Raw genomic sequence first — 22,269 nt, 5'->3', positions numbered from 1 at the left:
GAAATGATTTATTTTATTTCTTAGATTATGCTTGTTTTAAAGCAACGGCTTCTGCAAGTTTGACGCGATCTTGAGGGTGTAGAGTAATAAAATACGCCCCAGTACGATATTGTCCATTTTCTTCTTCACGGCTGTAAACCACTTGCGCGGTTGCGGCTATATGGAAAAAGTTTTCAGGATGGCTGAGCGTGACATGAATATAACTGCCCGTGTTTAATTCACGTTCACTATAAAAACTGAAACCACTTTCTGAAAAATTGACCTGTTCAGGGATAGGTAACATGCTTTGTACAATTGCATCGTATAAAGACCCTGTAATAAGGTTTAATTTTTGGTTGAATAAGGATAAGATTCGAGCAATTTGTTGATCTTTTTCAGTTAATTGTTCTAATTCGTAGTTTAATGCATGATCAAATTGATCTAATTCTGCGAGTAGTAGAAAATAACGCGGTAAAACAAAATTAGCATCGTAAGGGTCGTTCAGCGCAACATCGTCAGAAATGATCTGGTAATTGATTCTCAGGGCAGCATCAATTCGTGACATGACACGACGTTCAGACGCGACGCTTTGATGCTGTAAATTTTCCATAATGTATTACCTCGGACTTGATGGTATGTTTAAACCAATCTCGCTATATATAGGGTTGAGATATACGCGCGCTCGGCGCAGTAACCACTTTATTTCTTTTATTGCCTTAGTTTCGATGATCGGTCTAACTTTGGGTGTTGCCGTCCTCATTACCGTACTTTCGGTGATGAATGGTTTTGATCGCGAATTAAAAAATCGTGTCTTGGGCATGATACCTCAAGCCACTGTTTCATCAACACAAATTTTAACAAATTGGCCAGAACTTGCAACGAAAGTTGAGCAACATAAGCATGTTGTTGGTGCTGCACCATTCACGCAATTGCAAGGCATGTTGACCGCACAAGGGCAAGTGTCGGGCATTATGGTCACGGGAATTGAACCCGAATACGAAAAGAAAGTATCCATCATTCAAAACCACATGGTTGCAGGTAGTATCGATAATCTGCAAAAGGGTGAGTTCGGTATTGTTTTGGGCAAACAAATGACCGATGCCTTGGGTTTGGGTTTAAACGACAGCATTACCTTGGTTTTACCTGAAGCGACGCCATCACCTGCAGGCGTTGTACCGCGTTTTAAACGCTTCAAAGTGGTCGGTATTTTTAGTATTGGTGCAGAAGTCGATTCGATGATGGGATATATCGCCCTGAATGATGCTTCGACTTTGCTGCGTTTACCCGATGGTGCGCAAGGTGTACGCTTAAAACTGGATGATATTTTTGCTGCACCACAAGTATCTCGAGATATTGTGCAAGAGCTACCTGCCAACTTTTACGCTTCGGACTGGACTTATACTCACGGTAACTTGTTTAGCGCCATTCAAATGGAAAAGGCGATGGTGAGCCTATTGTTATTCCTAATTGTTTTGGTGGCTGCATTTAATATCGTGTCTTCTTTGGTGATGGTTGTGACCGATAAAAAATCGGATATTGCGATTTTAAGAACTTTGGGTGCATCACCAAGCACGATTACCAAAATTTTTATGGTGCAAGGTACGGTCATTGGGGTTATTGGTACGGTTTCAGGTGCAATCTTGGGGATTATTTTCGCGTCTAGTATCAGTGGTTTTATTGCATGGTTGAATAATGTATTAGGGCTAAATTTATTTGATGCTTACTTTATCAACTACTTACCTTCATATTTAAGATGGCAAGATGTGGTGGTGATTGTGAGCTTGTCGTTAATTTTAAGTTTCTTGGCGACGATTTACCCTGCGTTACGTGCCGCGAAAATTCAACCAGCAGAGGCATTGCGTTATGAGTAAGATTGTTCTGGAAGCCAAGCAAGTTTCTAAACACTTTACCGATGGCAAAACCACTGTTGAAGTGATTCGTGGTCTAGATTTACAAGTTCAGCAAGGGCAGTTTGTGTCGATTGTCGGAGCGAGTGGTTCGGGCAAAAGTACCTTATTGCATGTGTTGGGTGGTTTAGACCGTCCAAGCACAGGCGAAGTATTTTTACATGGCCAGCGTTTTGACAATTTAGGCGAAGCTGAACGCGGCTATTTGCGTAATCGATACCTCGGTTTTGTTTATCAGTTTCACCATTTATTGCCTGAGTTTAGTGCGCTTGAAAATGTGGCAATGCCGTTAATGTTACGTGCAGGCACAAATTACAAAGAGGTGAAGGCACAGGCAGAGTATCTGCTTGAGCGAGTCGGTTTATCGCATCGTTTAACCCACAAACCGGGTGAGCTTTCTGGAGGGGAGCGTCAGCGTGTTGCGTTGGCACGTGCATTAGTAACAAAACCCGCACTCATGCTTGCCGATGAACCCACTGGAAATTTAGACCGCAAAACTGCAGTTAAAATTTTTGAATTGCTGCGTGAATTACGCAGAGAGTTTAATATGGCGATGTTGATTGTGACTCATGATGAAGAGTTGGCAAAATCTGCCGATACCATTTTGCACATGCAAGATGGTGTTTGGGTAGATGCTTAAGGGGCATAGTTCGTAAAGCCACTCAAAAGCGATTGCGTTTAAAACAGTAATTGCTGGAATAAGATTGTTTTGTTGAAGCCCACTTCGGTGGGCTTTATGATGCATGCCAATAAAAATAATAAGTTTAATATTCATGCTGCAATTGATTGGTCTGGCTTGGGTGATTGGGATCGCCTGTGTCGGAATACGTTCTTCTTCTTTTCCAATACATTCATTGACTTCCATGCCTAGTGCAATGGTTTTACTGATTTTATGCAGTATCGTTGTGCAATACTTGTTGCAAGCTCGCTTATCTTCAATCTATTGGAAATGTTTGAATGTAGGAGTGGCAGGTGTTTTGAGTCTTGTTTTCGGTTTGATCTATGCGGATACGCAGATGCAGCAGCGTTTGCAATGGCGTGAACTACAACCTGAATTTGCTGAAGTCGTGGTTTATGTCAGACAGTTAAATCAGCTAAATGACAACAGCATTTCACAAAGGGTTGAGGTGTTAAACCGACATCCTCAAACAGTGACATGGTTAGCAACTTTAGCACAAACTCAGGTAGATCAAGAGCAAAATTTAGAACTTGGACACTATTACAAATTAAGTGGAAAAATTCGCCCTGCGCATAGTTATGCCACAGCAGGTGCATTTGATGTAGAGCGGTGGTATTTACAGCAAAATATTATGAGTGGTTTTCGGGTTGAGCAGATTCAGCCTATCTCGGCTGAACAAATTTATGCCATGGGGTTTACACAACATTGGCGTGCCCAACAGACGCTATGGGCAAAATTTCGATTATGGATTGAACAGCAGCGTTATCAAATTCGACTGTTTATTCAGCAGCAACCTTTGCATCATCAAGGTTTAATTCTTGCATTACTCACAGGAGATAAAAGCCTATTAGATGCAGAAACTGAAGCACAGTTTCAGCGTTTTGGAATTAGCCACTTATTGGCTATTTCAGGGCCACATGTGCTGATTTTTGCAGGCATGCTATGTTGGGCATTACGTCAGCTGATTAGGTATTACCGTCCGCATTGGTATTTGTGGATGCCTAAACAATACTTGCTCATGTTGCCATTTTTAAGTTGTGTATTGCTGTACACCGCCTTTGTCGGTTTTGAAATTCCTGCATTAAGAACCTTGCTGATGTGCAGTCTAGTGACAGTAATGTTAGTGCTGAAGCAGAAGCTTCAAGGCTTTGCCTTGCTGATTTATAGTGCTGCCTTATTATTATGGTTTGATCCTTTAAGTGTACTGTCTGCTGCTTTTTGGCTGTCTTACGGGGCCTGTTTTATTCTACTGCGTATTTATCAGAGCTTGAGTGCGCAACCACGTATAGAGCTGAATCGTTGGCAGCAACTGAAACATGCCAGCAAAATTCTAATCGAGTCGCAATGGAAAATTTTTATTGCCTTATTTCCTTTGGTGATTGTGTTTTTTAAACAAGTGGCGTGGATTGCACCGCTTATTAATATCATCGCAATTCCATTGATTGGTATGCTGATCGTGCCTTTAGATGTTTTGGCAGGAATTTGCTTTTTTATTTTTGAACCCTTGGCGTCAATACTGTTTCAATTGAATGATCTAGCTATGGCTTTGTTGCGCTTGATTTTTCGGGGGATGGAAACCGTTTTTGTACCACGGTTACATACTTTGTCGATGTCTGCAGCGGTGTATGTCTGTCTATGTTTAGGCTTATTTCTGCTATTTTTACCACAATCGGTATTGCCTAAAACTTGGGCAATCTTATGTTTTGTTCCACTGATTATAGTCGATAGCCAACGACAACCATTTGAATTGACCGTACTGGATGTGGGGCAGGGACAAGCTTTATTTTTACGTTCAGGTCATTACAACATGATGATTGATGTGGGCGGTTCTTATGATGAAAGTAAGTTTAGTATTGGACAGCAAATTTTACGTCCATTTTTAGCGGTGCATGGTATTAAACAACTGGACTTGGTGGTTTTAAGTCATTTAGACCAAGACCATAGTGGTGCATTTCCTCATTTGCAAAATGAAGTCAATATTCAGCATGTCTTTGCCAATCAGACCGTAGATGTGGCAGTAAATAGCAAGTTTAATTTGTGTCAGCAAGGGCAACAGTGGTCTTTACCACATCAGGTACAGATACAAGTTTTATCTCCTAAACCGAGTCAATTACCCTATGCCGCACAGCAACAAAATGAGTTGTCATGTGTGTTGTATATTTCAGTGCCATCCGCACAGCCATATCAGCATTTTTTAGTGATGGGCGATGCAGGTTGGGCAACTGAATATCAATTGTTGCAGGAATATCCTGATTTAAAAGTAGATGTGTTAATTTTGGGTCATCATGGGAGTAAGCACAGTTCTGCCTATGATTTTTTAGCACATTTTAAACCCAAATTGGCCGTGGCATCTGCAGGTTTTGATAATCGTTATGGACATCCTAGTTCTTTAGTTCAGCAACGCTTGGCTGCGCTCAATATTCCGTTCATGAACACCATACAACAGGGCAGCGTACGTTTTTCTGTAGATGCACAACAGCGTATGCTTATACAGCCGTATCGGCAGCAGAAATTGTGGTTGCAGCGTTAGTTTGGTTCTGTGTCTGGGCACGTACAGCCTGCACATCTGCCAAGGCTTCTTGCACAGGTTTATGATAGACCCCGCGTAAATCTGGATGGGCTTTATAGCGTTTATAACTCCAGTGATAATGTGTAGGATAACGACGGATCAAATCTTCAATTGCACGGTGAATAATAGCTGTCCCTGCATTGGCATCACACTGATAAATGTGCTCATCTATCGCTTCGATATACATATCAAAGCCTTGATCTGCATTTCTTAACGCATATAAGAACAAAGCTTTTGCTTTAGTTTTCTGAATCAATTTGGCGCTTAAATTACTCGATTCCAACGGAATACCAAAAAAAGGAATCATCTCACCACCTATATTTGGGGTATGGTCTGGCAAAATGACAGTGGTTCCGCCTTGTTTGAGTGCTTTAAAAATTTGACGTACCCCAGATTCATCTGTTGGGACTAAATGTGCCTGTTCACGGCTACGTGCTTGGCGCACAAAATCATCTGCCGCAGGGTTTTTGACAGGTTTATACATGATGGTCATTTGCGTATATTGAGCGATCCACGCATTCATAATTTCCCAAGTGCCAAAATGCGGCACAATTAAGACCAAACCCTTTTGTGCAGCCAGTGCATCTTGTAATAGTTCTAAACCATGTACCTGATGGATTCTTTGAATATTTTTTTGATTGCTTGATCCCCAAATATGAAAAAACTCAAAATAAGAGGTCAGTTCGTTACGAATTGCTTGCTGGATAATCTGTTCGCGTTGTTGTGAGTTCAGCTCAGGAAGCGCAATTTGTAGATTGAGTTGAATGGTTTGAGAGGTTTTACTCAAACGCAGTGTATTGACCAAAAAAGCCAAAGATTTTGCAAAAAAACGCGCAACTGTTAAAGGTTGTCGACTGACAAAATCAAGCAGGCGCGATAAAGCCGTTGTCGGTGCAGGTTCGGTCATAACGACAGCATCAATTGATAGAAAGGATAAAGATGTAAAATATTATAGGAGAAAATACAGGCTTTAGACAGTTTTTGCCAATTCCGTGTATATAATGGAGCAAATTTACTATTTTTTGGATTGTTTCATGTCCGATTGGCCACCAAAACCACAAAATGAATCACAACAAATATCTCCACAAGCACAGCAGCCCACAGGCAATGAGTGGAAACTATTAGAAAAAGCTGTTTTAGCTTCAGTTGAAGAACAACGTCGTGCACGTCGTTGGGGGATTTTCTTTAAGTTTTTAACTTTTGCTTATATATTTTTACTGTTGGTGATAATGGGCAAAGGGTGCAGTACCACGACCACGAATCCATCGGCAGCGAGTCCACATATCGCGGTGGTGGATATTGTTGGCACAATTGCATCTGATAAGCAAAGTGTGAACAGCAATGATACCATCAAGTCACTGAAAAAAGCCTATGAAAACAGCAACAGTCAGGCGGTGGTGCTAAATATTAATTCTCCGGGTGGTTCACCTGTGCAGTCAGATGAAATCTGGCAAGAAATTCAATATCTGAAAAAACAGCATCAAGGGAAAAAACTCTATGCCGTGATTGGCGATACTGGCGCTTCAGGTGCGTATTACATTGCTTCCGCTGCAGATGAAATTATTGTCAATCCATCAAGTTTGGTGGGTTCAATTGGCGTAATTATGCCAAATTACGGCCTGAGCGGTTTAATGCAGAAGATGGGTGTGGAAGATCGTACTATGACCTCAGGTGAAAATAAAGCCTTATTGTCGATGACACAACCTGTTGATCCTGAACAGAAAAAACATGTGCAAGCCGTATTAGATAATGTGCATGGCCACTTTATTCAAGCAGTGAAAGATGGACGCGGCGCGAAACTGAAATCACAAGATCCTGCGATTTTCTCAGGTCTGTTCTGGACAGGTGAGCAAGCCGTGACTTTAGGCATTGCCGATAAGATTGGCAGTTTAAATAGCCTGAAGCGTGATTTAAACCTAGATAAAACAGTGAACTATACCATTGAACATAGTCCTTTAGACTCTGTGTTGGGTCGTATGGGTGCAGCAGTGGGAGAGGGCTTTGCCACTTCTTTATCTCAACATATTCAGACTGAGCAAAACGCGAAATTACAATGAAACCACTGATTCATTTTGCGCATGCCAATGGCGTGCCATCGAAGGTTTATCAAAAACTGTTTGATTTACTTAAAGATGATTACGATGTGATTTACGTCCCTTTGTTGGGGCCAGATAAGCGTTATCCGATTGATAATCATTGGCAAAGCTTAACCCAACAAGTGATTGACAGTGTTGTACGTCAAGCTCAGGGACGTAAAGTGATTGCGTTGGGGCATTCTTTAGGTGCAGTGTTGTCGTTTCAAGCCTCTTTACAACGCCCTGAATTATTTGAACAAGTGATCATGCTTGATCCACCTTTAATTATGGGTAAAGCATCGGTGTTTTTACATTTTGCCAAAATGTTTAAGCTTAAAGCAGTAGATCAACTGTCGCCTGCATCTTTGTCTTTGCGCCGTCGTGATCATTGGGAAAGTCGTGAGCAAGCAGCAGACTTATTGCGTCCGAAAGGTTTTTATCAAGATTTTGATGCCGACTGTTTTCAGGCTTATATCGAGCATGCTTTGACTGATGACCATGTACGAGGCGGGGTACAATTGACCATTCCAAAAATGGACGAGGTCAATATTTTTAGAACCAATCCATCACTGTGGTGGTTACCGCAAGCAAAACTGCAAGTGCCGACAGAATTGGTGATTGCAAAAAAAGGGCCGTTCTTAAAAGCAGGTTTCCCACAAATTACCGCCAAGAAATTCAACATTGCTTATCAGGTGGTTGAAGGTGGACATATGTTCCCTTTAGAAAAACCTGAAGCGACGGTGCAGTTGATTAAAGATTTGATTCAAGCACAGCAGAGTAAAGCTGCTTCTGTTTAATTCAGTCTGAACCAAATACGAACCATAAAAAACGCCTGATCAACAGGCGTTTTTTCGTATATATCAAAAGCTACATACTTAAAGAATATTTAAAAATTGCAAAACTGCACAGGTTGTTGTAACAGTTGTTGGCGATACATCACACCTTGCGCAGTGTGCTGAATGGTTCCGTTACAAATCCATTCAACCACTTGCGGATAAATCAAATGCTCCAACACATGCACACGGTTCGCCAAGCTTTCGGCATCATCGTGGATGTTTACTTGCAACACACCTTGTGCCAGTGCTTGACCTGCATCTAATTCAGCAGTGACATAATGCACGGTACAACCATGTAAAGTATCGCCTGTATTGAGTACACGTTGATGGGTGTGCATGCCTTTATAATGCGGCAAGAGTGAAGGATGAATGTTGAGCATTTTACCTTCCCAAGCGTGCACAAATTTGGCACTTAAAATACGCATAAAGCCCGCAAGCACCACCAAATCAACATCCCATGCAAGTAATTGTTGATGCATGACATCATCAAATAATTCACGACTCGGATATTGTTTGTGCTCAATCACTGCAGTTTGAATCCCTGCTTGTTGAGCGCGTTGTAAAGCATAAGCATCAGGCTTATTGGAAATAACCCCAACAATTTGCCCTGAAAGATTGGCATCTATCAGGGCTTGTAAGTTACTTCCGCTGCCTGAAACGAGGACAGCTATTTTGATCATCTGAGTCAAATCACGCAAAAATTACGCGAATTTTTTCATCTGCGCCTTCAACGGATTCGGCGTTGTCTTGAATATGACCCATCACCCAAGCTTTTTCGCCAAGGCTGTTGAGAAGTTCAACTGTTTTGTCTGCATCGTTGGCATCTACAACAACAACCATACCTACACCACAGTTAAAGGTGCGATACATTTCAAACTGTTCTACACCGCCTTCACGTTGTAACAATTTGAACAGTTCTGGCCATTCCCAAGATGATTCGTCAATCACTGCTTGCGCACCATTTGGCAATACACGTGGTAAGTTACCTGGTAAACCGCCACCCGTAATGTGCGCCATAGCATGCACATCAACTTGTTTGCACAGTTCAAGCATTGATTTGACATAAATGCGTGTTGGTTCCATGGCAACGTCAGCCAGTGGACGACCATCAACCAGTTGAGTTAAATCAACATTTTTTACGTCTAAAATTTTACGAAGTAAAGAGTAACCGTTTGAGTGTGCACCTGAAGAAGCGACACCAATCAGAACGTCACCAGCTTTTACTTTAGAGCCATCAATAATTTTGCTTTGCTCAACCACGCCCACACAGAAGCCTGCAAGATCGTAATCTTCACCTTCATACATGCCTGGCATTTCAGCAGTTTCACCACCTACAAGCGCACAGCCTGCAAGCTCACAGCCTTTACCAATTCCTGTAACAACATTGGCTGCAACGTCTACATTTAAGTGACCTGTTGCATAGTAGTCTAAGAAGAATAAAGGTTCAGCACCGCACACCAGTAAGTCATTTACACACATTGCCACCAAATCTTGACCAATTGTGTCATGGCGGTTTAGGTTCAACGCTAAACGTAATTTAGTTCCTACACCATCTGTGCCAGATACGAGCACAGGTTCTTCATAACCTTTCGGAATTTTACAAAGTGCGCCAAAGCCGCCTAATCCACCCATCACTTCAGGACGAGTCGTGCGCTTAGCGACAGATTTGATACGATCGACTAACGCGTCGCCCGCTTCAATATCGACACCAGCATCTTTATAGCTTAAACCAGTGGTTGGGTTAGAAGTTGAGTTGCTCATAATGAAGTCTCCGCATTCGCGGGGCGATTATACCTGAATATACGAAACTCTTATGTTATTTATGCGCTAAAATGCTATCTTTATTCAAATATTTTAACTTCTATAACGAATAAACTGAAAAAAGGCGAATTTCTATGGTCGATCGTACCTTGCGTCGCATTTTTATCCTGTCTGGGATAGTTCTGCTCCTTTGGGTGCTGTACTTATTAAAACCGGTTGTCATTCCTTTTGTTGTTGCATTTTTCATGGCTTATTTATTTAGCCCATTGGTTGAACAATTTTGCAAAGTCGGTTTGCCACGTTGGCTATCTATCAGTTTGGTTTTTATTGGGATTGGCATCGCGCTGACTTTGGCAGTTTGGTACATCATTCCTTTGGTTTGGAAGCAGTTGATGATTGCGCGTGACAGTATTCCTGTCGGTATTAACTGGATCAATTCGACCTTCTTGCCGTGGGTGTCTTCGACTTTTCATATTGAAGAAATGGAAATTGATACCTCGCACATGAGCAGCATCGTCATGGATTATGTGCAAACCAATTATAGTGCCGATAGTATTCAGGCCATGTTATTGAGTGTTGCACAGTCTGGTCTGAATTTTATTCAAATTGGTGGTACCGTAGTGCTGATTCCAATTATTGCTTTCTATTTTCTACTCGACTGGCAGCGTATGCTCGACAGCCTGCGTCGCTTAATTCCGCGTCCTTATGAGCAAAGCACTTTAGCTGTGGTGCAAGAATGTCACAGTGTATTAGGTGCTTTCGTTAAAGGTCAGTTTTTGGTGATGATCTTGTTGGGCGTCGTTTATGCGACTGGATTGCAACTGATTGGTTTAGAAGTCGGTTTGATTATTGGGATGGTTGCGGGACTTGCTAGTATTATTCCGTATTTAGGTTTCGCTGTAGGGATTGTTGCAGCCATTATTGCCACTTTCCTACAATTTGGCATTGACTGGATGCAATTGGTTTTAGTCCTTGTGGTCTTTATGATTGGACAGGCGGTGGAAGGCTATATTCTACAACCGTTTTTATTGGGTGATAAAATCGGGCTTTCGCCAGTCGCGGTGGTGTTTGCTGTTTTAGCAGGTGCACAACTGGCTGGATTCATGGGTATGTTGATTGCTTTACCAGTAGCAGCAGTGATTGTGGTTTTACTGCGTCATTTACGTGATTTTTACGAAAAAAGTTATTTGTATGGGCAACCTGTGGTGGTGTCGGAAGATGGTGCATCGGGTGACATCAGCATTGATACAGCACAAGTTCATATTGATATTGAGCTTGATCCTCAGTCAGCAAATTCACTGCAACAGACTGAAAAATCAAGTAAGATAAAGCCCTCAGATCAGCAAAACTCCTAGGTGATTACAATTCTATGCGTCAACTGCAGTTAGATATCGAGCCTCAATTAGATGCACGGATCAGTGATTTTTCTGGTCCGGGTTGGGGGCATGTGATTGATGCAGTTCGACAGCTTCATGCAGGATTGGTCAATCGCTTTTATGTCTATGGTGGTGCGGGCACAGGCAAAAGTCATTTATTGTCTGCAATTTGCGATTCCTATTTAGAAATTGGCAAATCAGCTATTAAAGTATCCTTACTTGAATTATTGGATGCCCCAACAGAAGCAATTACCTCTTTAGACCGTTATGATTTGGTTGCTTTAGACGATATTGAAGCGATTAGTGGTGTACCACATTGGCAACGTGCGGTGTTTCACTTAATCAATTACAGCAATGAGGTTGGTGGTCAGTTGGTGTTTTCATCACGTTTTGCACCGATTGAATTAAAGCTTGAATTGCCCGATTTGCAATCACGTTTGACGCAGGCAGTGAGTGTTAAAGTGCCTTCAGGCAGTTTGTATGCAGACCGACAAGCTTTAGTGAGTTCCGTGTTAGAGCGTCGCGGGATTATCATCGACCCACAAATTATTGATTATTTGTTGTTACATGGCCCACAGCAGACCTCGATTTTGCTGCAAAGCCTTGAACAGTTGGTGCAATTACTTAAAGGAGAGAAAACGAAATTAAGTGGAGCAAACCTGCGTCAGATTTATGCTTTAATTGACGAATATCGGTAAAAATTAAAATTACTTGAGAATTTGCGCAAGCTATGCCAAATTATTCGGAAAATAATTCGAAGTTGCAGGGAATTTGCAACTAAAGAAGAAAAAAAACAAAGAAAATTACAAGGAGTACGCTTATGCTCAAGCAGAGCATCGGCATTGGTATGCTGTTTATCGCAGGTCATGCATATAGTAGTAATATCATTGTCACCACCACTGCTGACACCAAAGCAGATGATCAACAATGTTCTTTGCGTGAAGCCATTGAGTATATTAATTTAGGCATGCCCGAAGAAGGCTATTTGGGCTGTGGCGGCAAAAATGCCTCAAGTGTGATTTTATTAGAAAAGAAAGCCGTCTATCAAATTGATACTCAACTTAAAATTACAGAAAACCTTGAAATTAAAACCACCTATGACAGTAGTCTGAATGATAAAACTGCCCCAGGTTTGAATAATGCCACGATTCAGATGCGCGGCAATGAGCGAATTTTCCACATTGAAGATAGCAAGGATTGTTTCTTAAAAGTTTCTTTAAAAGAATTAACTTTACAGGGCTGCGGTGAGGAACGCTGTCGTCAGCAACAAGGTGGTCTGATTTATAATAATGAACATTTAATTTTAGACTATGTGAAACTGAGTCAGGGTGTAGCCAATCAAGGTGGGGCAATTTATAACCTCGCACAAATGACTGACGAGAAGATCCCTGCAGGTTTTATTGAGATCAAAAATAGCTTGCTTGAAGCTAACCAAGCGCAGGAAGGTGGCGTCATTTATACGCAATTCCCACGCTTTGTGATTACAACTTCAGTATTTAAAGGCAACAAAACCATATCAGTTGCTTCAGCCAATCTCTATTCTGCAGCAAGTTTGGCAGATGAAGAAATCAAAGCCTTTCCTAGTATGGGGAATATGATCGTGAGCAGTACTTTTACTGCAAATGAAGGCTATGTCATGAATGTGCTGGATGATATTGGTGTCAATAACATTAGCTTGATTGGTAACAGCCGTGGTGTGTATCTCAACGCACCTTTGGGTAAAGCCTATATTGCCAATAGTGTGATTTTGGGTAATCCACATCCTGTCAGTGTCAATACTGCAGCAAACTGTGTGCAAGCAGGTTCAGATGCAACAAGATTGCAAAATAATTTAGTCGGCGCAGGCTGTGGAGCAGGCGATAGCAACTATCCAAATACGCTATGGACTGCAAATTCGGTGCTTGCAGGTAATCTGCTTGAAGGTGCATGCCAAACCCTCAGTCAAGATAAAACGGCACTCTTTTGTCCATATCAAGTTCCTGAAAACTCATTCTTGGGCTTTATGCGCCCACGCGTATTGCTCAGTTATAACAGCCTGAAAGATTCTGTGGTGTTGAATCAGGGGCAATTACAACTGGGGGATAATACGGTAGTCGGTTGTGCTGCTTCAGATCAGCGCGGTAAAAACCGTCAGTCAGATATTACCTTATGTGACCGTGGTGCAATAGAGGTGATGGTTCCTGAAACTATGGGGCTTATAGGTCAAGATATTTTGGCGGGTCAAATTGCTAAAATGTCGGTGAGTGATTTGTTGGGTGATAGTGATTTGGTGCCTAAAGAATTTTGTGATCAAGTCTATCCAAACAATCCGACAGGCCAAGCATGGCAAGCAGGTTGTGTGCAAATTGAGCAACTCGATACACGTTCTAAAGGAAAATTGACCGTAGATGAGTTGGGGAATTTGGTATATACCCCAGATTCTGCTTGGCATGGTGCAGATGTCTTTAAAATTAAATTAGTTACCAGCACCACACGCTTTAACAGCACAACACCTTATATGGAAGTGAAAGTCCAAGTTATTCAAGAACATGAAAATCGTATGGAAAGCGATAAAATAAAAGTTTCTGGTGGTGCATGGAGCGCTTACGGATTAATGACTTTATTGGGTTTGTTGGGTTTACGCCGTAGAAAAGCATAAAGGATGAATATGAAAAATAATAAAAAAACACTATTAGGGATAATGGTGCTGTCTGCTATGTCGCTTATGGCAGCAGATAATCGTGTGATTCAGGTCACGACCTTTGAAGATCAAAATGGTGAAGACTTAAGCAAATGTTCATTACGTGAAGCGTTAGTTGCGGCCAAGCAGAATATTGCGTTCGGTGGATGTAGCGCAGGCAATACCAACCGTGGTGCAACCGATATGATTCAGTTGCAGGCTGGGGAATATATCTTAAACTCAGAATTACGCCCGCAATCTATGGTGCGTATTTATGGGGCGACAGCGGTCGACTATAACCAAGTAGATCCAATTACACATCGTTATCCTTCAATTGCACCGTTAAAAACCACTATTAATGCACATGGCAATAGCCGCATTATCAATACTTCAGATACCCAAGCCAGCGTGGCGCTATACGATGTCATTCTAAAAAATGGGAATGCCCATGGTGGTGGTAATGCAAACCCTGCAGATGCAGGCAAGGGTGGTGCATTATTTGTGGCAGGCCCATTAGCTGCGAACAATGTCGAAATTCAAAATTCGCATGCAGAACAAGGTGGTGCAATTTACGTTGTTGCTCATCAAGCGGAGCGTCAAGTCAATTTAGAAAATGCTTATATCCATGCGAACCAAGCCAAAGTAGGTAGTGTGTTGGCAATGGATTGTAGTGCCAACTTGGTCAATACACGCTCTATGGTGAAAATTGACCGCAGCAGTATTGTGAAAAATGGTGCTGCAAATAGTCTTAGTACTTTTGATCTTTGCGGCCAACCAGATCTTGCGTTGACTGCCAGTACGATTGCACAAAACCAAGCTAATACCAGCAAAGGTCATATCTTTAACTTAAGTAATGCAGAAAATCATCCGCTTAGCACTTTGTCACAGGTGTATTTGCAAAGTAATACCATTGTTGAAAATAAAGCATTGAGTACTTTGTTTTATGACAATTATCCACGTATTGTCCTCTCTTTTAATATGTTGGCCTTTAACCAAGGTAAATCTTGTCGTTATGCATTCCCTGCGAGCTTAGAGCAGGCGCGCAACATCAACACAATTCGCAATGCCTTATTCGCAATGGGATCAGCGACAGAGCAAGGCGAGTGTGATTTGCCTGAAACAGCAAATAGTTCTTATGATGGTGCTAAAAATTTGGATTTGACAGGGCTTAGCTTTGATCAAGTATTGCAGCCCTTGCAAGAACCATCTGCTTATAATTTATTCCTGCCGTTGTATTATCCAAAACTTGGTTCAGACCCTGCGAAAGATTTGATTGATGTAAACAGCATGGGGTGTAGTGATTATGAACAACGTGGTTTAGCGCGGGTGAGTAATGCAACTTTAACTTTAAATCCTGATGCAAAAAATACCTGTGAAATTGGCTCTGTAGAAGTGATGCGCTTAAACGCTGCCGATATTCAAAGCTTGAGTAATGTCTCTTATGAAAGTTTATTTGCCAATTATCAGCAACAAATTGACCGTATTCAGTCAGCGATAGATCAAAGTAAAGATGCTGCATCTTCGGTCGTTTCTCAATCACATGCTGATTTGAAAACGATGCAGGATTTGTTGGCCAATACCAAAGCCAAGCAGCAATATCGTGCCATATATGTTGATCCATTTGCCATGGCATTAAAGCATGATGAACCAACTGCAGATGGGAAATTTGTTCAGTTAAGACAGCTTAATTCTGACAACTTTAGCATTAGCACTGAAGTATTGGGGATTGGTGCAATTTCGGGTTCAGGTACCACATTTAGCACAGATAAATTGACCCAAGACCCATTATTCAAATGTGAATGGGATGCACAGTTGCAACGGATTGTGATGTATCGATTGAATGATAAAGTCACAGAAGCAACCGATTCAGCGTATTGTAAATACACCATTACCTCAAAATTAGACAGCAATTTGCATTCTTCGGGCTTACTTGAAGGCAAATTTAGCAATATTGCCCCAATTGCAAAAGATGATCGTGTACGACTTGAATATGGTACAGATCTTAAAGTGAGTTTTAATCCATTGCTGAATGATAGCGATGCAGGCGATGGTTCTATCAGCACTCTGAAAGAAAATACCAATAAGCCTGCATTCTATAAAGATAGTACAGAACAAGAACTGGCAATTCGTTTTAAGGAATTGCCTTCAGGTGTGATAATTACGGCAGATCGACAAGCACCTTGTCCTGGGGATTATGCAGGTGAAATTTGTTATGGTGGCAATATTCAGGTTCAAGTACGAAATAGCTTTAGCCCATTTGATTATGAGCTGAAATACACGATTTTCGATCATGAACTGGAATTTTCGCCTGAAGCGACCATTACTTTAGAAAATACAGCGAAAAATACCAATTATGAAGCCAGTGGTGGCGGTGGGGGAAGCTTAGGTTTCTGGGGTATGTTTGGTTTAATCGGATTGGCGTTCTATCGTCAACGTCCAAGAAAATCGTAATCTACCGACTCTTTATTGCAAAAGCCTCATCTGTTTTACACGATGAGGCTTTTGTTATTGGTGACTTCAAGTACTTTCTATTATCCATGAACAGATAAAATTAGTGACTCATTGCAGGCTGCTGATATTTAAGAATGTATTCCTGACGAATTAAAGGTCGTTGTTCAGGTGTTGCTTGTTGCAAGCGTTGTCCTAATTCACGACGTTCTTGCGTGCTCATTTTTTGCCAAGTTTCACGCATTTTTTGTTTTTCGCTATCAGGCAGTTGAGTAAACCAATCCATCCGCTGCTGTAAAGCTACGCTTTTTTCTGCAGGAATTTCTTTTAAGTTTTGATAGCGCTTAATTAAGGCCAATTGTTCTTCTTCAGAAAGAGTTTCCCAGGTTTCTGAAATTTGCGTATCTGCATCTTTGGAAAAAATCCAAAAACGCTCAAACCCTGCAAAACTGGTTTGTAAAAAACTGAGCGCACAACACGCAATCACAATTCGTTTAGCTGCCATGTGGAACTTTGTCCTCACCCAACACCATTAACATTTCTAAATCTTCCACCATTTGTGGAGAAAGTTTAGGAACAGATACAGCTTGATTCTGCGGCTGTGTGGTCATTTCCATTGAATTTGGCAAGACCACAAAACCTGCAATTGCCGCAGCCAATGCAAAACCTGACATTTTCCAAAGCCCATAGCGCGATGTTTTCTTGTCTTGAATATTGTCCAAGACATGATTCATGACCGCGGCTTTGTCTTGATGGTGGCGAGCCAATCCATCAAGTTTAGATGTCACTTGTTTTAAGAAATCATCTTGTTTCATTCTGATGATCCTCCCAGATACGGATTCATATGTGCCAAACTCTTGCGTAAAGCTTGAATAGCACGGTGATAATGCGTTTTTACACTGCCTTCAGTGCAGTTCATAATTTGTGCGGTGGTTTGCGTATCAAAACCTTCCCAAGCACGTAACATAAAAGCTTGTTGTTGCCGCACAGGAAGCCCCGCAATTGCTGCCTGAATTTCTTCTACAGTCACAGCTTGATCTAAAAACTCTGCAGGATTGAGTGCTTGCTCATCGACAATATCAAGTTGTTCAACATCGTCATCATCTAAACTGATTTTTTTGAACCATGAAAACGGTTGAGCGCGGCGAGCTTCTTTACGACGCCAATCTTGTAATTTGTTATTTAAAATGGTGTAAAACAGGGGATACCATTCCTCTGTGGCTTTGTCAGCATAAGATTTATGCAAGGAAATAAAGGCTTCTTGCACCAAATCCATAGCAATGCCGTGCTGTCCTTGCGTTGCACTTTCCATCATCACTAAGGCACGCCCCGTTACGTCTTGCATGAAATTCTTCAGACGTTGCTCAGCCGTACTCTTAAGAGCACTCAAATTTTCCGAGTGTGACGACTTCGGGTTTAAATCCATAGAGATGGAAAATCCTGTCATTGGATACCCACCATTATTTTTAACATCATATTTTTATAACGCTAAAAACAATGGTTTGGTTGACATTGCAAGTTATTATTTTCAGTCTAATCTATTTTTTTTGCAGGGCTAGTCTTTTTAAAATAAATTAACCATTTACAGACGTTGGCGTACCATTTCAAAGAAACAGATTGAGCCTGCAATTGCCACATTCAAAGATTCCTGTCCACCTGGTTGTGGAATACTTACCGCTTCTGCATGCTGTAAGGCATAATTGGACACACCTTGACCTTCATTGCCTAGAATCCAGACGCAAGCCTTACGCAGATTTTTGGAATAGAGACTTTCTGCATGGTGTGAACTGGTCACATATACAGGAATCTGAAATTGTGCTAAGACATCTTCGAGTTCAATATTTTCAAAGGTATGCAAGCTAAAGTGTGCGCCCATGCCTGCACGTAACACCCGTGGCGACCAAAGTGAGGCAGAACCTTTGGTACAAATAATTTGTTCAATACCTGCTGCTGCTGCAGAGCGCAATAAGGTGCCGACATTACCCGGATCTTGCACATTTTCTAAAATCAGTGTGTCTGCTTTAAAGTCTAAAGCTTGGCTTGAACTTGGCACGTCGACAATGGCTAAACAGGCAAGGGAAGTGCCTAAAGTGCTTAAATCTTTATATAAAGATTCGCCAATGACAAAGACCACGCCTGTGTATTTAGCCAAAATACGCTCATAGTCAGGATGGCTTAGTGCATGTTCGGTGGTAAAAATCGAATTGATTTTTTTATTTTCATGTAACCACGCCAGACACAAATGTGTACCTTCAAGTACCGTTTGTCCCTGTTTTTTGCGATAGTTATTTTGTTCAATTAAACCACGTAAGTGTTTAATTTTCGGGTTATCTTTTGATTCTAAAAAAATCGTAGGCATGCGATAAAATCCACAGCAGTCAGCGAATGGCCGACTGCTGTTGTTAAAAATTATTGATGGTAGCTGCTGACCAAATCGACTTCATTTTTTGAGCCAATGATGACAGGCACACGTTGATGTAGGTCTGTGGGTTGGATGTCTAAAATACGCACACGACCTGTGGTTGCCGCACCGCCTGCTTGTTCCATGAGCATACTCATTGGATTGGCTTCATACATTAAACGTAAACGACCTGCTTTTTTCGGGTCTTTTAAGTCGTATGGATACATGAAAACCCCGCTACGGCAAAGGATACGGTGAATATCGCCCACCATACATGCAACCCAACGCATGTTAAAGTCTTTTTCGCGTGGCCCAGTTTTACCAGCCAAAAGTTCATCAATATAGCGTTTTACAGGTGCTTCCCAATGGCGTTGGTTTGAAGCATTGATCGCGTATTCTTTTGTATCGGCAGCAACTTGAATGTTGTCTGCAGTCACCAAAAACTCTTGGCTTTCTGGGTCAAAGGTAAAGAATACCACGCCTGCACCAACAGTGAGCGCCATCATGGTAGATGGGCCATACAGGACATAACCTGCAGCAACTTGTTGTGTACCTGCTTGCATAAAGTCTGCAGCTTGGGTCACGGCATGTTTTGCAGGTAAAATTGAGAAAATAGTACCCACACACATATTGATGTCGATGTTGCTTGAACCATCCAGTGGGTCAAATAACACTAAATATTGACCATTTTCCTGAGCAGGAGTGAATTCGTCTAATTCTTCCGACGCCAAACCACCCACATTAGGATGTTTTTGTAACGCTTCAATTAAATAATCATTTGAAATAACATCTAATTTCTTTTGTTCTTCGCCTTGTACGTTTTCATTTTGTGCACTGCCTAATACGCCCGCCAATGCACCTTTTTGTAATGTTTGGTCAATTGTTTTGCAAGTATTGGCTATAGTTTCAATTACTTGAGCAAGTTCGGGTGTTAAATTTCCAGTTTGTTGTTGTAGAAATTGGGAAAGGGTGCGGTATGACATGACTGGAAAACTCCGAATGACTGCAAAAATGAGGATAACAATATGCTGCAATAGTTTAGATGAGAACGCGTTAAAAGAAAAATTAAACTCGACTATTTGCTGTGATTTTACCCTTGCAAGTCCTGCAGAAAGTGCTATGTTGATGTGAAGGATTTAATTTGAGATAGGAGCACAGATATGACAACGTTAAAGTTTGATGCGACTCCAACGCCAAGCGAAGGGATTAGTTTAGACGATATTTCTGAGGACAAGATGAAAGCCGCTTGGAAAGATTACGAGTCTAAACCTGAATATAAAAAGTTTAACAAGCATGATTTGATTGAATCTATGCAAACTGCAAAAGCTGATGCCGAGTCGGAATAACTGAAGCAAAGCTGTATTTCTGCACTTATCTGTTAGTTTTTAAAATATTCGTTTGCCTAGTTTTTTATGTCATAAAAAAGCGCCCTTGTAATAAAGAGCGCTTTTTTCGTATTGGGGAAACACGTTCTAAACGAGTTTTTCCCAAACAGCAAATTATTATTTCAATAATGGTGGAACAGCTTCGTAGTTAATTTCTACGCGACGGTTTTCTTTCCATGCATTTTCATCATGTCCAGGGTTGACTGGCATTTCTTTACCATAGCTCACTGCTTCAAGCTGACCTGCGTTAACGCCGCTGGTGATTAAGAAACTTTCAACTGCTTTGGCACGACGCTCGCCCAATGCCATGTTGTATTCACGTGTACCACGCTCATCGGTATGACCTGTAAGTGCCACTTTAGAATTGGCATTGGCCATTAAAAACTGTGCATGTGCTTGTAGAGTCTGGTAATCATCATTAGATAATTCGCTGCTGTCGTAGTCAAAATGCACCACGCGCTTTGCTAAGAAAGCTTTGTTGGCTTCGGTTACACCTTTAGCAGATGCACCTGCAAGGTTTTGTGCATTTAAAGCTGCATCTTCACTCAAACCTTGGGTGTTGACTGTGGTTGCGCCACTTGGTGTTTGACCTGCTTGTAAGTCAGTCGTTGGTTTGCGGTTTGCACAACCTGTCATCACTAAAGCCGATGCCAAAACAGGGAGTACCAATAATTTAACTGCGTTCATCCTCATCTCCATGAAGCTTGATTTTTGGTTTTAAAACAGAACTGAAAACGTATTTACTTTGCGGGTACTCATTATTTTGGTGCCCACGCAGGTTCACGCACTTCACCTTGTTCACTAGGTAAGTTCATGCGGAAGCGACCATCTAAAGACATAATCGATAATAAGCCACGAGCACCTTCGCGTGTCGCGTACACTACCATTTGCCCATTTGGTGAGAAGCTTGGCGACTCATCCAAACTGGTTGGGGTTAAAATATTGGTGATATTGGTGTTGATGTCTTGAATTGCGACTTTGTAGTTACTGCCACTTGGACGATGTACCAATGCCAGTTTACGACCGTCGGCACTGAGCGTACCACGTGCGTTAAATGCACCGCGGAAGGTTAGGCGTTTGCTGCTGCCTGTGGCAAAGTCATAACGATAAATTTGTGCGGAACCACCACGATCTGAAGTGTAAATAAATGATTTACCATCTGGTGCATAACGTGCTTCGGTATCAATCGCACTGTCATTGGTCATGCGTCGCAGTTCACGGGTGCTTAAATTCATTTGATAAATTTCTGGATTGCCATGCATGGATGCGGTAAACAACATACTTTGACCATCTGGTGAGAAGCTTGGAGCACCATTTAAACCACGGAAACTGGCTAATTTTTCACGCTGACCTGTCGCCAAATCTTGCACATAAATAGCAGGGCGTTTGGTTTCAAACGACACATAGGCAATTTTTTTGGCATCTGGTGTCCACGCAGGCGATAAAATAGGATCACGCGAAGTCAAAATGGTTTTAGGCTGTTCACCATCAGTATCGGCAATTTGCAGGGTATAGCGTTGTTCAGGTGTTGCAGGGTTGCGCAGTACATAAGCAATGCGTCCGCTAAAGTCACCTTTAATGCCCGTGAGTGCTTCATAAATGGCATCACTGATCATGTGTGCAGCAGAACGTACGCGTGACGCAGGCACGCTTAATAATTCATTCAATAAGTATTGCTGTTTTTGCACATCATAAAGTTGGTAATGAACTTCATAACCGCCTTCTGCAGTGGCTTTGACATTTCCCGTCACCACATAAGGTACACCTGCGGCTTGCCATGCAGCTGCATTTGGATTGTTCATGCTTGCAGTTGCAGCAAGGTTTTTAGATGAACTGGTGAATTTGCCTGAACGGTTTAAATCGTTTTCTACAATAGGATAAATACTTTGATCATTGCCAAACGGCACAATGGCAATTTTAGGTGCTTCTTCTGGTGCTTTGGCAATTTCTAAATGCAGTTGTGCAAAAGATTGTGTGCTTAAAACTGGGCTAAGCGCAGTTAAAATAGCAAGACAAAGTAGGTGTTTACGCGTTGTTTCCATCATTCGCTATTTTCTCAAATCAACATAACTTTTTTGGATGTAATTGTGGTACATAATGGCATGCTTTGGTAGGAATGAAAGCATGAATTTATAATAAAACTGTTATAACACTGTGAAAATTTAAATTTATTTATACTCACGAATATTTTGAG

At 41.6% G+C, this 22,269-nt stretch carries 22 protein-coding genes; 11 read left to right on the top strand and 11 right to left on the bottom strand.

Features of this window, described 5'->3' with window-relative positions:
• Positions 1-25 precede the first annotated feature (25 nt).
• A complete protein-coding gene (locus tag FTV52_RS04730; protein WP_004971830.1) occupies positions 26-589 on the bottom strand; it encodes a PilZ domain-containing protein in 564 nt (187 codons plus the stop codon).
• Between the two features lie 25 nt (positions 590-614).
• On the opposite strand from FTV52_RS04730, the gene FTV52_RS04725 reads away from it, so the two are divergent.
• The 4 genes from FTV52_RS04725 (at position 615) to FTV52_RS04715 (ending at position 5,095) form a co-directional block, all read left to right on the top strand.
• Positions 615-1,850, top strand: coding sequence for a lipoprotein-releasing ABC transporter permease subunit (locus FTV52_RS04725; RefSeq protein ID WP_004971828.1), 1,236 nt, complete (start codon positions 615-617; stop codon positions 1,848-1,850).
• Positions 1,843-2,526, top strand: coding sequence for a lipoprotein-releasing ABC transporter ATP-binding protein LolD (gene lolD, locus FTV52_RS04720; RefSeq protein ID WP_167845882.1), 684 nt, complete (start codon positions 1,843-1,845; stop codon positions 2,524-2,526). Before FTV52_RS04725 ends, lolD begins: the two co-directional genes overlap by 8 nt.
• A 96-nt stretch (positions 2,527-2,622) precedes the next feature.
• Positions 2,623-2,757 (top strand): hypothetical protein, encoded by a 135-nt coding sequence (locus tag FTV52_RS14690; RefSeq protein WP_257221668.1) that lies wholly within the window; start codon positions 2,623-2,625, stop codon positions 2,755-2,757.
• A complete protein-coding gene (locus tag FTV52_RS04715; RefSeq protein ID WP_228153769.1) occupies positions 2,750-5,095 on the top strand; it encodes a DNA internalization-related competence protein ComEC/Rec2 in 2,346 nt (781 codons plus the stop codon). The genes FTV52_RS14690 and FTV52_RS04715 overlap by 8 nt, the downstream gene beginning before the upstream one ends.
• On the opposite strand, the gene FTV52_RS04710 is transcribed toward FTV52_RS04715, so the two are convergent.
• Positions 5,052-6,041, bottom strand: a complete 990-nt coding sequence (locus FTV52_RS04710) for a lysophospholipid acyltransferase family protein (RefSeq protein ID WP_178865707.1) — start codon at positions 6,039-6,041, stop codon at positions 5,052-5,054. The two genes, FTV52_RS04715 and FTV52_RS04710, sit on opposite strands and share 44 nt — an antisense overlap.
• 127 nt (positions 6,042-6,168) lie before the next feature.
• On the opposite strand from FTV52_RS04710, the gene sppA reads away from it, so the two are divergent.
• Entirely contained in the window at positions 6,169-7,191 is a 1,023-nt protein-coding gene (gene sppA / locus FTV52_RS04705) for a signal peptide peptidase SppA (RefSeq protein ID WP_004971820.1), read from the top strand.
• Positions 7,188-8,006 carry an alpha/beta fold hydrolase gene (locus tag FTV52_RS04700; protein ID WP_004971819.1) on the top strand — a complete coding sequence of 273 codons (819 nt, stop codon included), beginning with the start codon at positions 7,188-7,190 and terminating at the stop codon, positions 8,004-8,006. Before sppA ends, FTV52_RS04700 begins: the two co-directional genes overlap by 4 nt.
• Before the next feature lie 89 nt (positions 8,007-8,095).
• Here FTV52_RS04700 and purN read toward each other — a convergent pair whose 3' ends face one another.
• Together purN and purM are read right to left on the bottom strand one after the other, a co-directional pair.
• A complete protein-coding gene (gene purN, locus FTV52_RS04695; protein ID WP_179990107.1) occupies positions 8,096-8,725 on the bottom strand; it encodes a phosphoribosylglycinamide formyltransferase in 630 nt (209 codons plus the stop codon).
• Between the two features lie 10 nt (positions 8,726-8,735).
• Entirely contained in the window at positions 8,736-9,806 is a 1,071-nt protein-coding gene (purM, locus tag FTV52_RS04690) for a phosphoribosylformylglycinamidine cyclo-ligase (protein WP_104853216.1), read from the bottom strand.
• A gap of 134 nt (positions 9,807-9,940) precedes the next feature.
• On the opposite strand from purM, the gene cxpE reads away from it, so the two are divergent.
• The 4 genes from cxpE (at position 9,941) to FTV52_RS04670 (ending at position 16,292) form a co-directional block, all read left to right on the top strand.
• Complete coding sequence (cxpE, locus tag FTV52_RS04685; RefSeq protein WP_167845886.1) at positions 9,941-11,161, top strand: chloramphenicol efflux transporter CxpE; 1,221 nt, start codon at positions 9,941-9,943, stop codon at positions 11,159-11,161.
• A 14-nt stretch (positions 11,162-11,175) separates the two neighbouring features.
• Positions 11,176-11,880 (top strand): DnaA regulatory inactivator Hda, encoded by a 705-nt coding sequence (gene hda / locus FTV52_RS04680; RefSeq protein ID WP_004971812.1) that lies wholly within the window; start codon positions 11,176-11,178, stop codon positions 11,878-11,880.
• 122 nt (positions 11,881-12,002) lie between these two features.
• A complete protein-coding gene (rbtA, locus tag FTV52_RS04675) occupies positions 12,003-13,820 on the top strand; it encodes a rhombotarget A (protein ID WP_179990105.1) in 1,818 nt (605 codons plus the stop codon).
• A gap of 57 nt (positions 13,821-13,877) precedes the next feature.
• Positions 13,878-16,292 carry a CSLREA domain-containing protein gene (locus FTV52_RS04670; protein WP_257221667.1) on the top strand — a complete coding sequence of 805 codons (2,415 nt, stop codon included), beginning with the start codon at positions 13,878-13,880 and terminating at the stop codon, positions 16,290-16,292.
• Positions 16,293-16,392: 100 nt separating this feature from the next.
• On the opposite strand, the gene FTV52_RS04665 is transcribed toward FTV52_RS04670, so the two are convergent.
• From FTV52_RS04665 to FTV52_RS04645, 5 genes are all read right to left on the bottom strand, one after another.
• On the bottom strand, positions 16,393-16,794 hold the full coding sequence (locus tag FTV52_RS04665) for a DUF3106 domain-containing protein (protein WP_004971806.1): 402 nt from the start codon (positions 16,792-16,794) through the stop codon (positions 16,393-16,395).
• Positions 16,784-17,104, bottom strand: a complete 321-nt coding sequence (locus FTV52_RS04660) for a hypothetical protein (protein ID WP_004971804.1) — start codon at positions 17,102-17,104, stop codon at positions 16,784-16,786. Before FTV52_RS04660 ends, FTV52_RS04665 begins: the two co-directional genes overlap by 11 nt.
• Entirely contained in the window at positions 17,101-17,715 is a 615-nt protein-coding gene (locus FTV52_RS04655; protein WP_179989349.1) for an RNA polymerase sigma factor, read from the bottom strand. Before FTV52_RS04655 ends, FTV52_RS04660 begins: the two co-directional genes overlap by 4 nt.
• A gap of 156 nt (positions 17,716-17,871) precedes the next feature.
• Positions 17,872-18,648, bottom strand: coding sequence for an RNA methyltransferase (locus tag FTV52_RS04650; RefSeq protein ID WP_154320905.1), 777 nt, complete (start codon positions 18,646-18,648; stop codon positions 17,872-17,874).
• 50 nt (positions 18,649-18,698) lie between these two features.
• Positions 18,699-19,673, bottom strand: a complete 975-nt coding sequence (locus tag FTV52_RS04645) for a class 1 fructose-bisphosphatase (protein WP_179990102.1) — start codon at positions 19,671-19,673, stop codon at positions 18,699-18,701.
• A gap of 177 nt (positions 19,674-19,850) precedes the next feature.
• Here FTV52_RS04645 and FTV52_RS04640 point away from each other — a divergent pair, with 177 nt between their 5' ends.
• Positions 19,851-20,036 carry an NF038105 family protein gene (locus FTV52_RS04640; RefSeq protein ID WP_004971800.1) on the top strand — a complete coding sequence of 62 codons (186 nt, stop codon included), beginning with the start codon at positions 19,851-19,853 and terminating at the stop codon, positions 20,034-20,036.
• A gap of 156 nt (positions 20,037-20,192) precedes the next feature.
• Here the strand turns inward: FTV52_RS04640 and pal are convergent, their stop codons facing one another.
• Positions 20,193-20,762, bottom strand: coding sequence for a peptidoglycan-associated lipoprotein Pal (gene pal, locus FTV52_RS04635; protein ID WP_131261174.1), 570 nt, complete (start codon positions 20,760-20,762; stop codon positions 20,193-20,195).
• Between the two features lie 71 nt (positions 20,763-20,833).
• Positions 20,834-22,117 (bottom strand): Tol-Pal system beta propeller repeat protein TolB, encoded by a 1,284-nt coding sequence (tolB, locus tag FTV52_RS04630; RefSeq protein ID WP_026438303.1) that lies wholly within the window; start codon positions 22,115-22,117, stop codon positions 20,834-20,836.
• Positions 22,118-22,269: the final 152 nt, after the last annotated feature.

The sequence above is a fragment of the Acinetobacter sp. YH1901141 genome (assembly GCF_013416935.1).
Classification (GTDB): Bacteria; Pseudomonadota; Gammaproteobacteria; order Pseudomonadales; family Moraxellaceae; genus Acinetobacter; species Acinetobacter towneri.
This window is presented reverse-complemented; position numbering and strand designations above follow the sequence as displayed.

What these genes read in the sequence shown, in the direction of transcription:
- purN (WP_179990107.1), bottom strand. Translation starts at nt 8,725, where the DNA reads ATGATCAAAATAGCTGTCCTCGTTTCAGGCAGCGGAAGTAACTTACAA.
- FTV52_RS04730 (WP_004971830.1), bottom strand. Translation starts at nt 589, where the DNA reads ATGGAAAATTTACAGCATCAAAGCGTCGCGTCTGAACGTCGTGTCATG.
- FTV52_RS04725 (WP_004971828.1), top strand. Translation starts at nt 615, where the DNA reads ATGTTTAAACCAATCTCGCTATATATAGGGTTGAGATATACGCGCGCT.
- FTV52_RS04645 (WP_179990102.1), bottom strand. Translation starts at nt 19,673, where the DNA reads ATGTCATACCGCACCCTTTCCCAATTTCTACAACAACAAACTGGAAAT.
- hda (WP_004971812.1), top strand. Translation starts at nt 11,176, where the DNA reads ATGCGTCAACTGCAGTTAGATATCGAGCCTCAATTAGATGCACGGATC.
- FTV52_RS04700 (WP_004971819.1), top strand. Translation starts at nt 7,188, where the DNA reads ATGAAACCACTGATTCATTTTGCGCATGCCAATGGCGTGCCATCGAAG.
- FTV52_RS04715 (WP_228153769.1), top strand. Translation starts at nt 2,750, where the DNA reads ATGCCTAGTGCAATGGTTTTACTGATTTTATGCAGTATCGTTGTGCAA.
- FTV52_RS04710 (WP_178865707.1), bottom strand. Translation starts at nt 6,041, where the DNA reads ATGACCGAACCTGCACCGACAACGGCTTTATCGCGCCTGCTTGATTTT.
- FTV52_RS04665 (WP_004971806.1), bottom strand. Translation starts at nt 16,794, where the DNA reads ATGGCAGCTAAACGAATTGTGATTGCGTGTTGTGCGCTCAGTTTTTTA.
- pal (WP_131261174.1), bottom strand. Translation starts at nt 20,762, where the DNA reads ATGAACGCAGTTAAATTATTGGTACTCCCTGTTTTGGCATCGGCTTTA.
- FTV52_RS04670 (WP_257221667.1), top strand. Translation starts at nt 13,878, where the DNA reads ATGTCGCTTATGGCAGCAGATAATCGTGTGATTCAGGTCACGACCTTT.
- sppA (WP_004971820.1), top strand. Translation starts at nt 6,169, where the DNA reads ATGTCCGATTGGCCACCAAAACCACAAAATGAATCACAACAAATATCT.
- lolD (WP_167845882.1), top strand. Translation starts at nt 1,843, where the DNA reads ATGAGTAAGATTGTTCTGGAAGCCAAGCAAGTTTCTAAACACTTTACC.
- FTV52_RS04655 (WP_179989349.1), bottom strand. Translation starts at nt 17,715, where the DNA reads ATGGATTTAAACCCGAAGTCGTCACACTCGGAAAATTTGAGTGCTCTT.
- tolB (WP_026438303.1), bottom strand. Translation starts at nt 22,117, where the DNA reads ATGGAAACAACGCGTAAACACCTACTTTGTCTTGCTATTTTAACTGCG.
- cxpE (WP_167845886.1), top strand. Translation starts at nt 9,941, where the DNA reads ATGGTCGATCGTACCTTGCGTCGCATTTTTATCCTGTCTGGGATAGTT.
- FTV52_RS04660 (WP_004971804.1), bottom strand. Translation starts at nt 17,104, where the DNA reads ATGAAACAAGATGATTTCTTAAAACAAGTGACATCTAAACTTGATGGA.
- FTV52_RS14690 (WP_257221668.1), top strand. Translation starts at nt 2,623, where the DNA reads ATGATGCATGCCAATAAAAATAATAAGTTTAATATTCATGCTGCAATT.
- rbtA (WP_179990105.1), top strand. Translation starts at nt 12,003, where the DNA reads ATGCTCAAGCAGAGCATCGGCATTGGTATGCTGTTTATCGCAGGTCAT.
- FTV52_RS04650 (WP_154320905.1), bottom strand. Translation starts at nt 18,648, where the DNA reads ATGCCTACGATTTTTTTAGAATCAAAAGATAACCCGAAAATTAAACAC.
- purM (WP_104853216.1), bottom strand. Translation starts at nt 9,806, where the DNA reads ATGAGCAACTCAACTTCTAACCCAACCACTGGTTTAAGCTATAAAGAT.
- FTV52_RS04640 (WP_004971800.1), top strand. Translation starts at nt 19,851, where the DNA reads ATGACAACGTTAAAGTTTGATGCGACTCCAACGCCAAGCGAAGGGATT.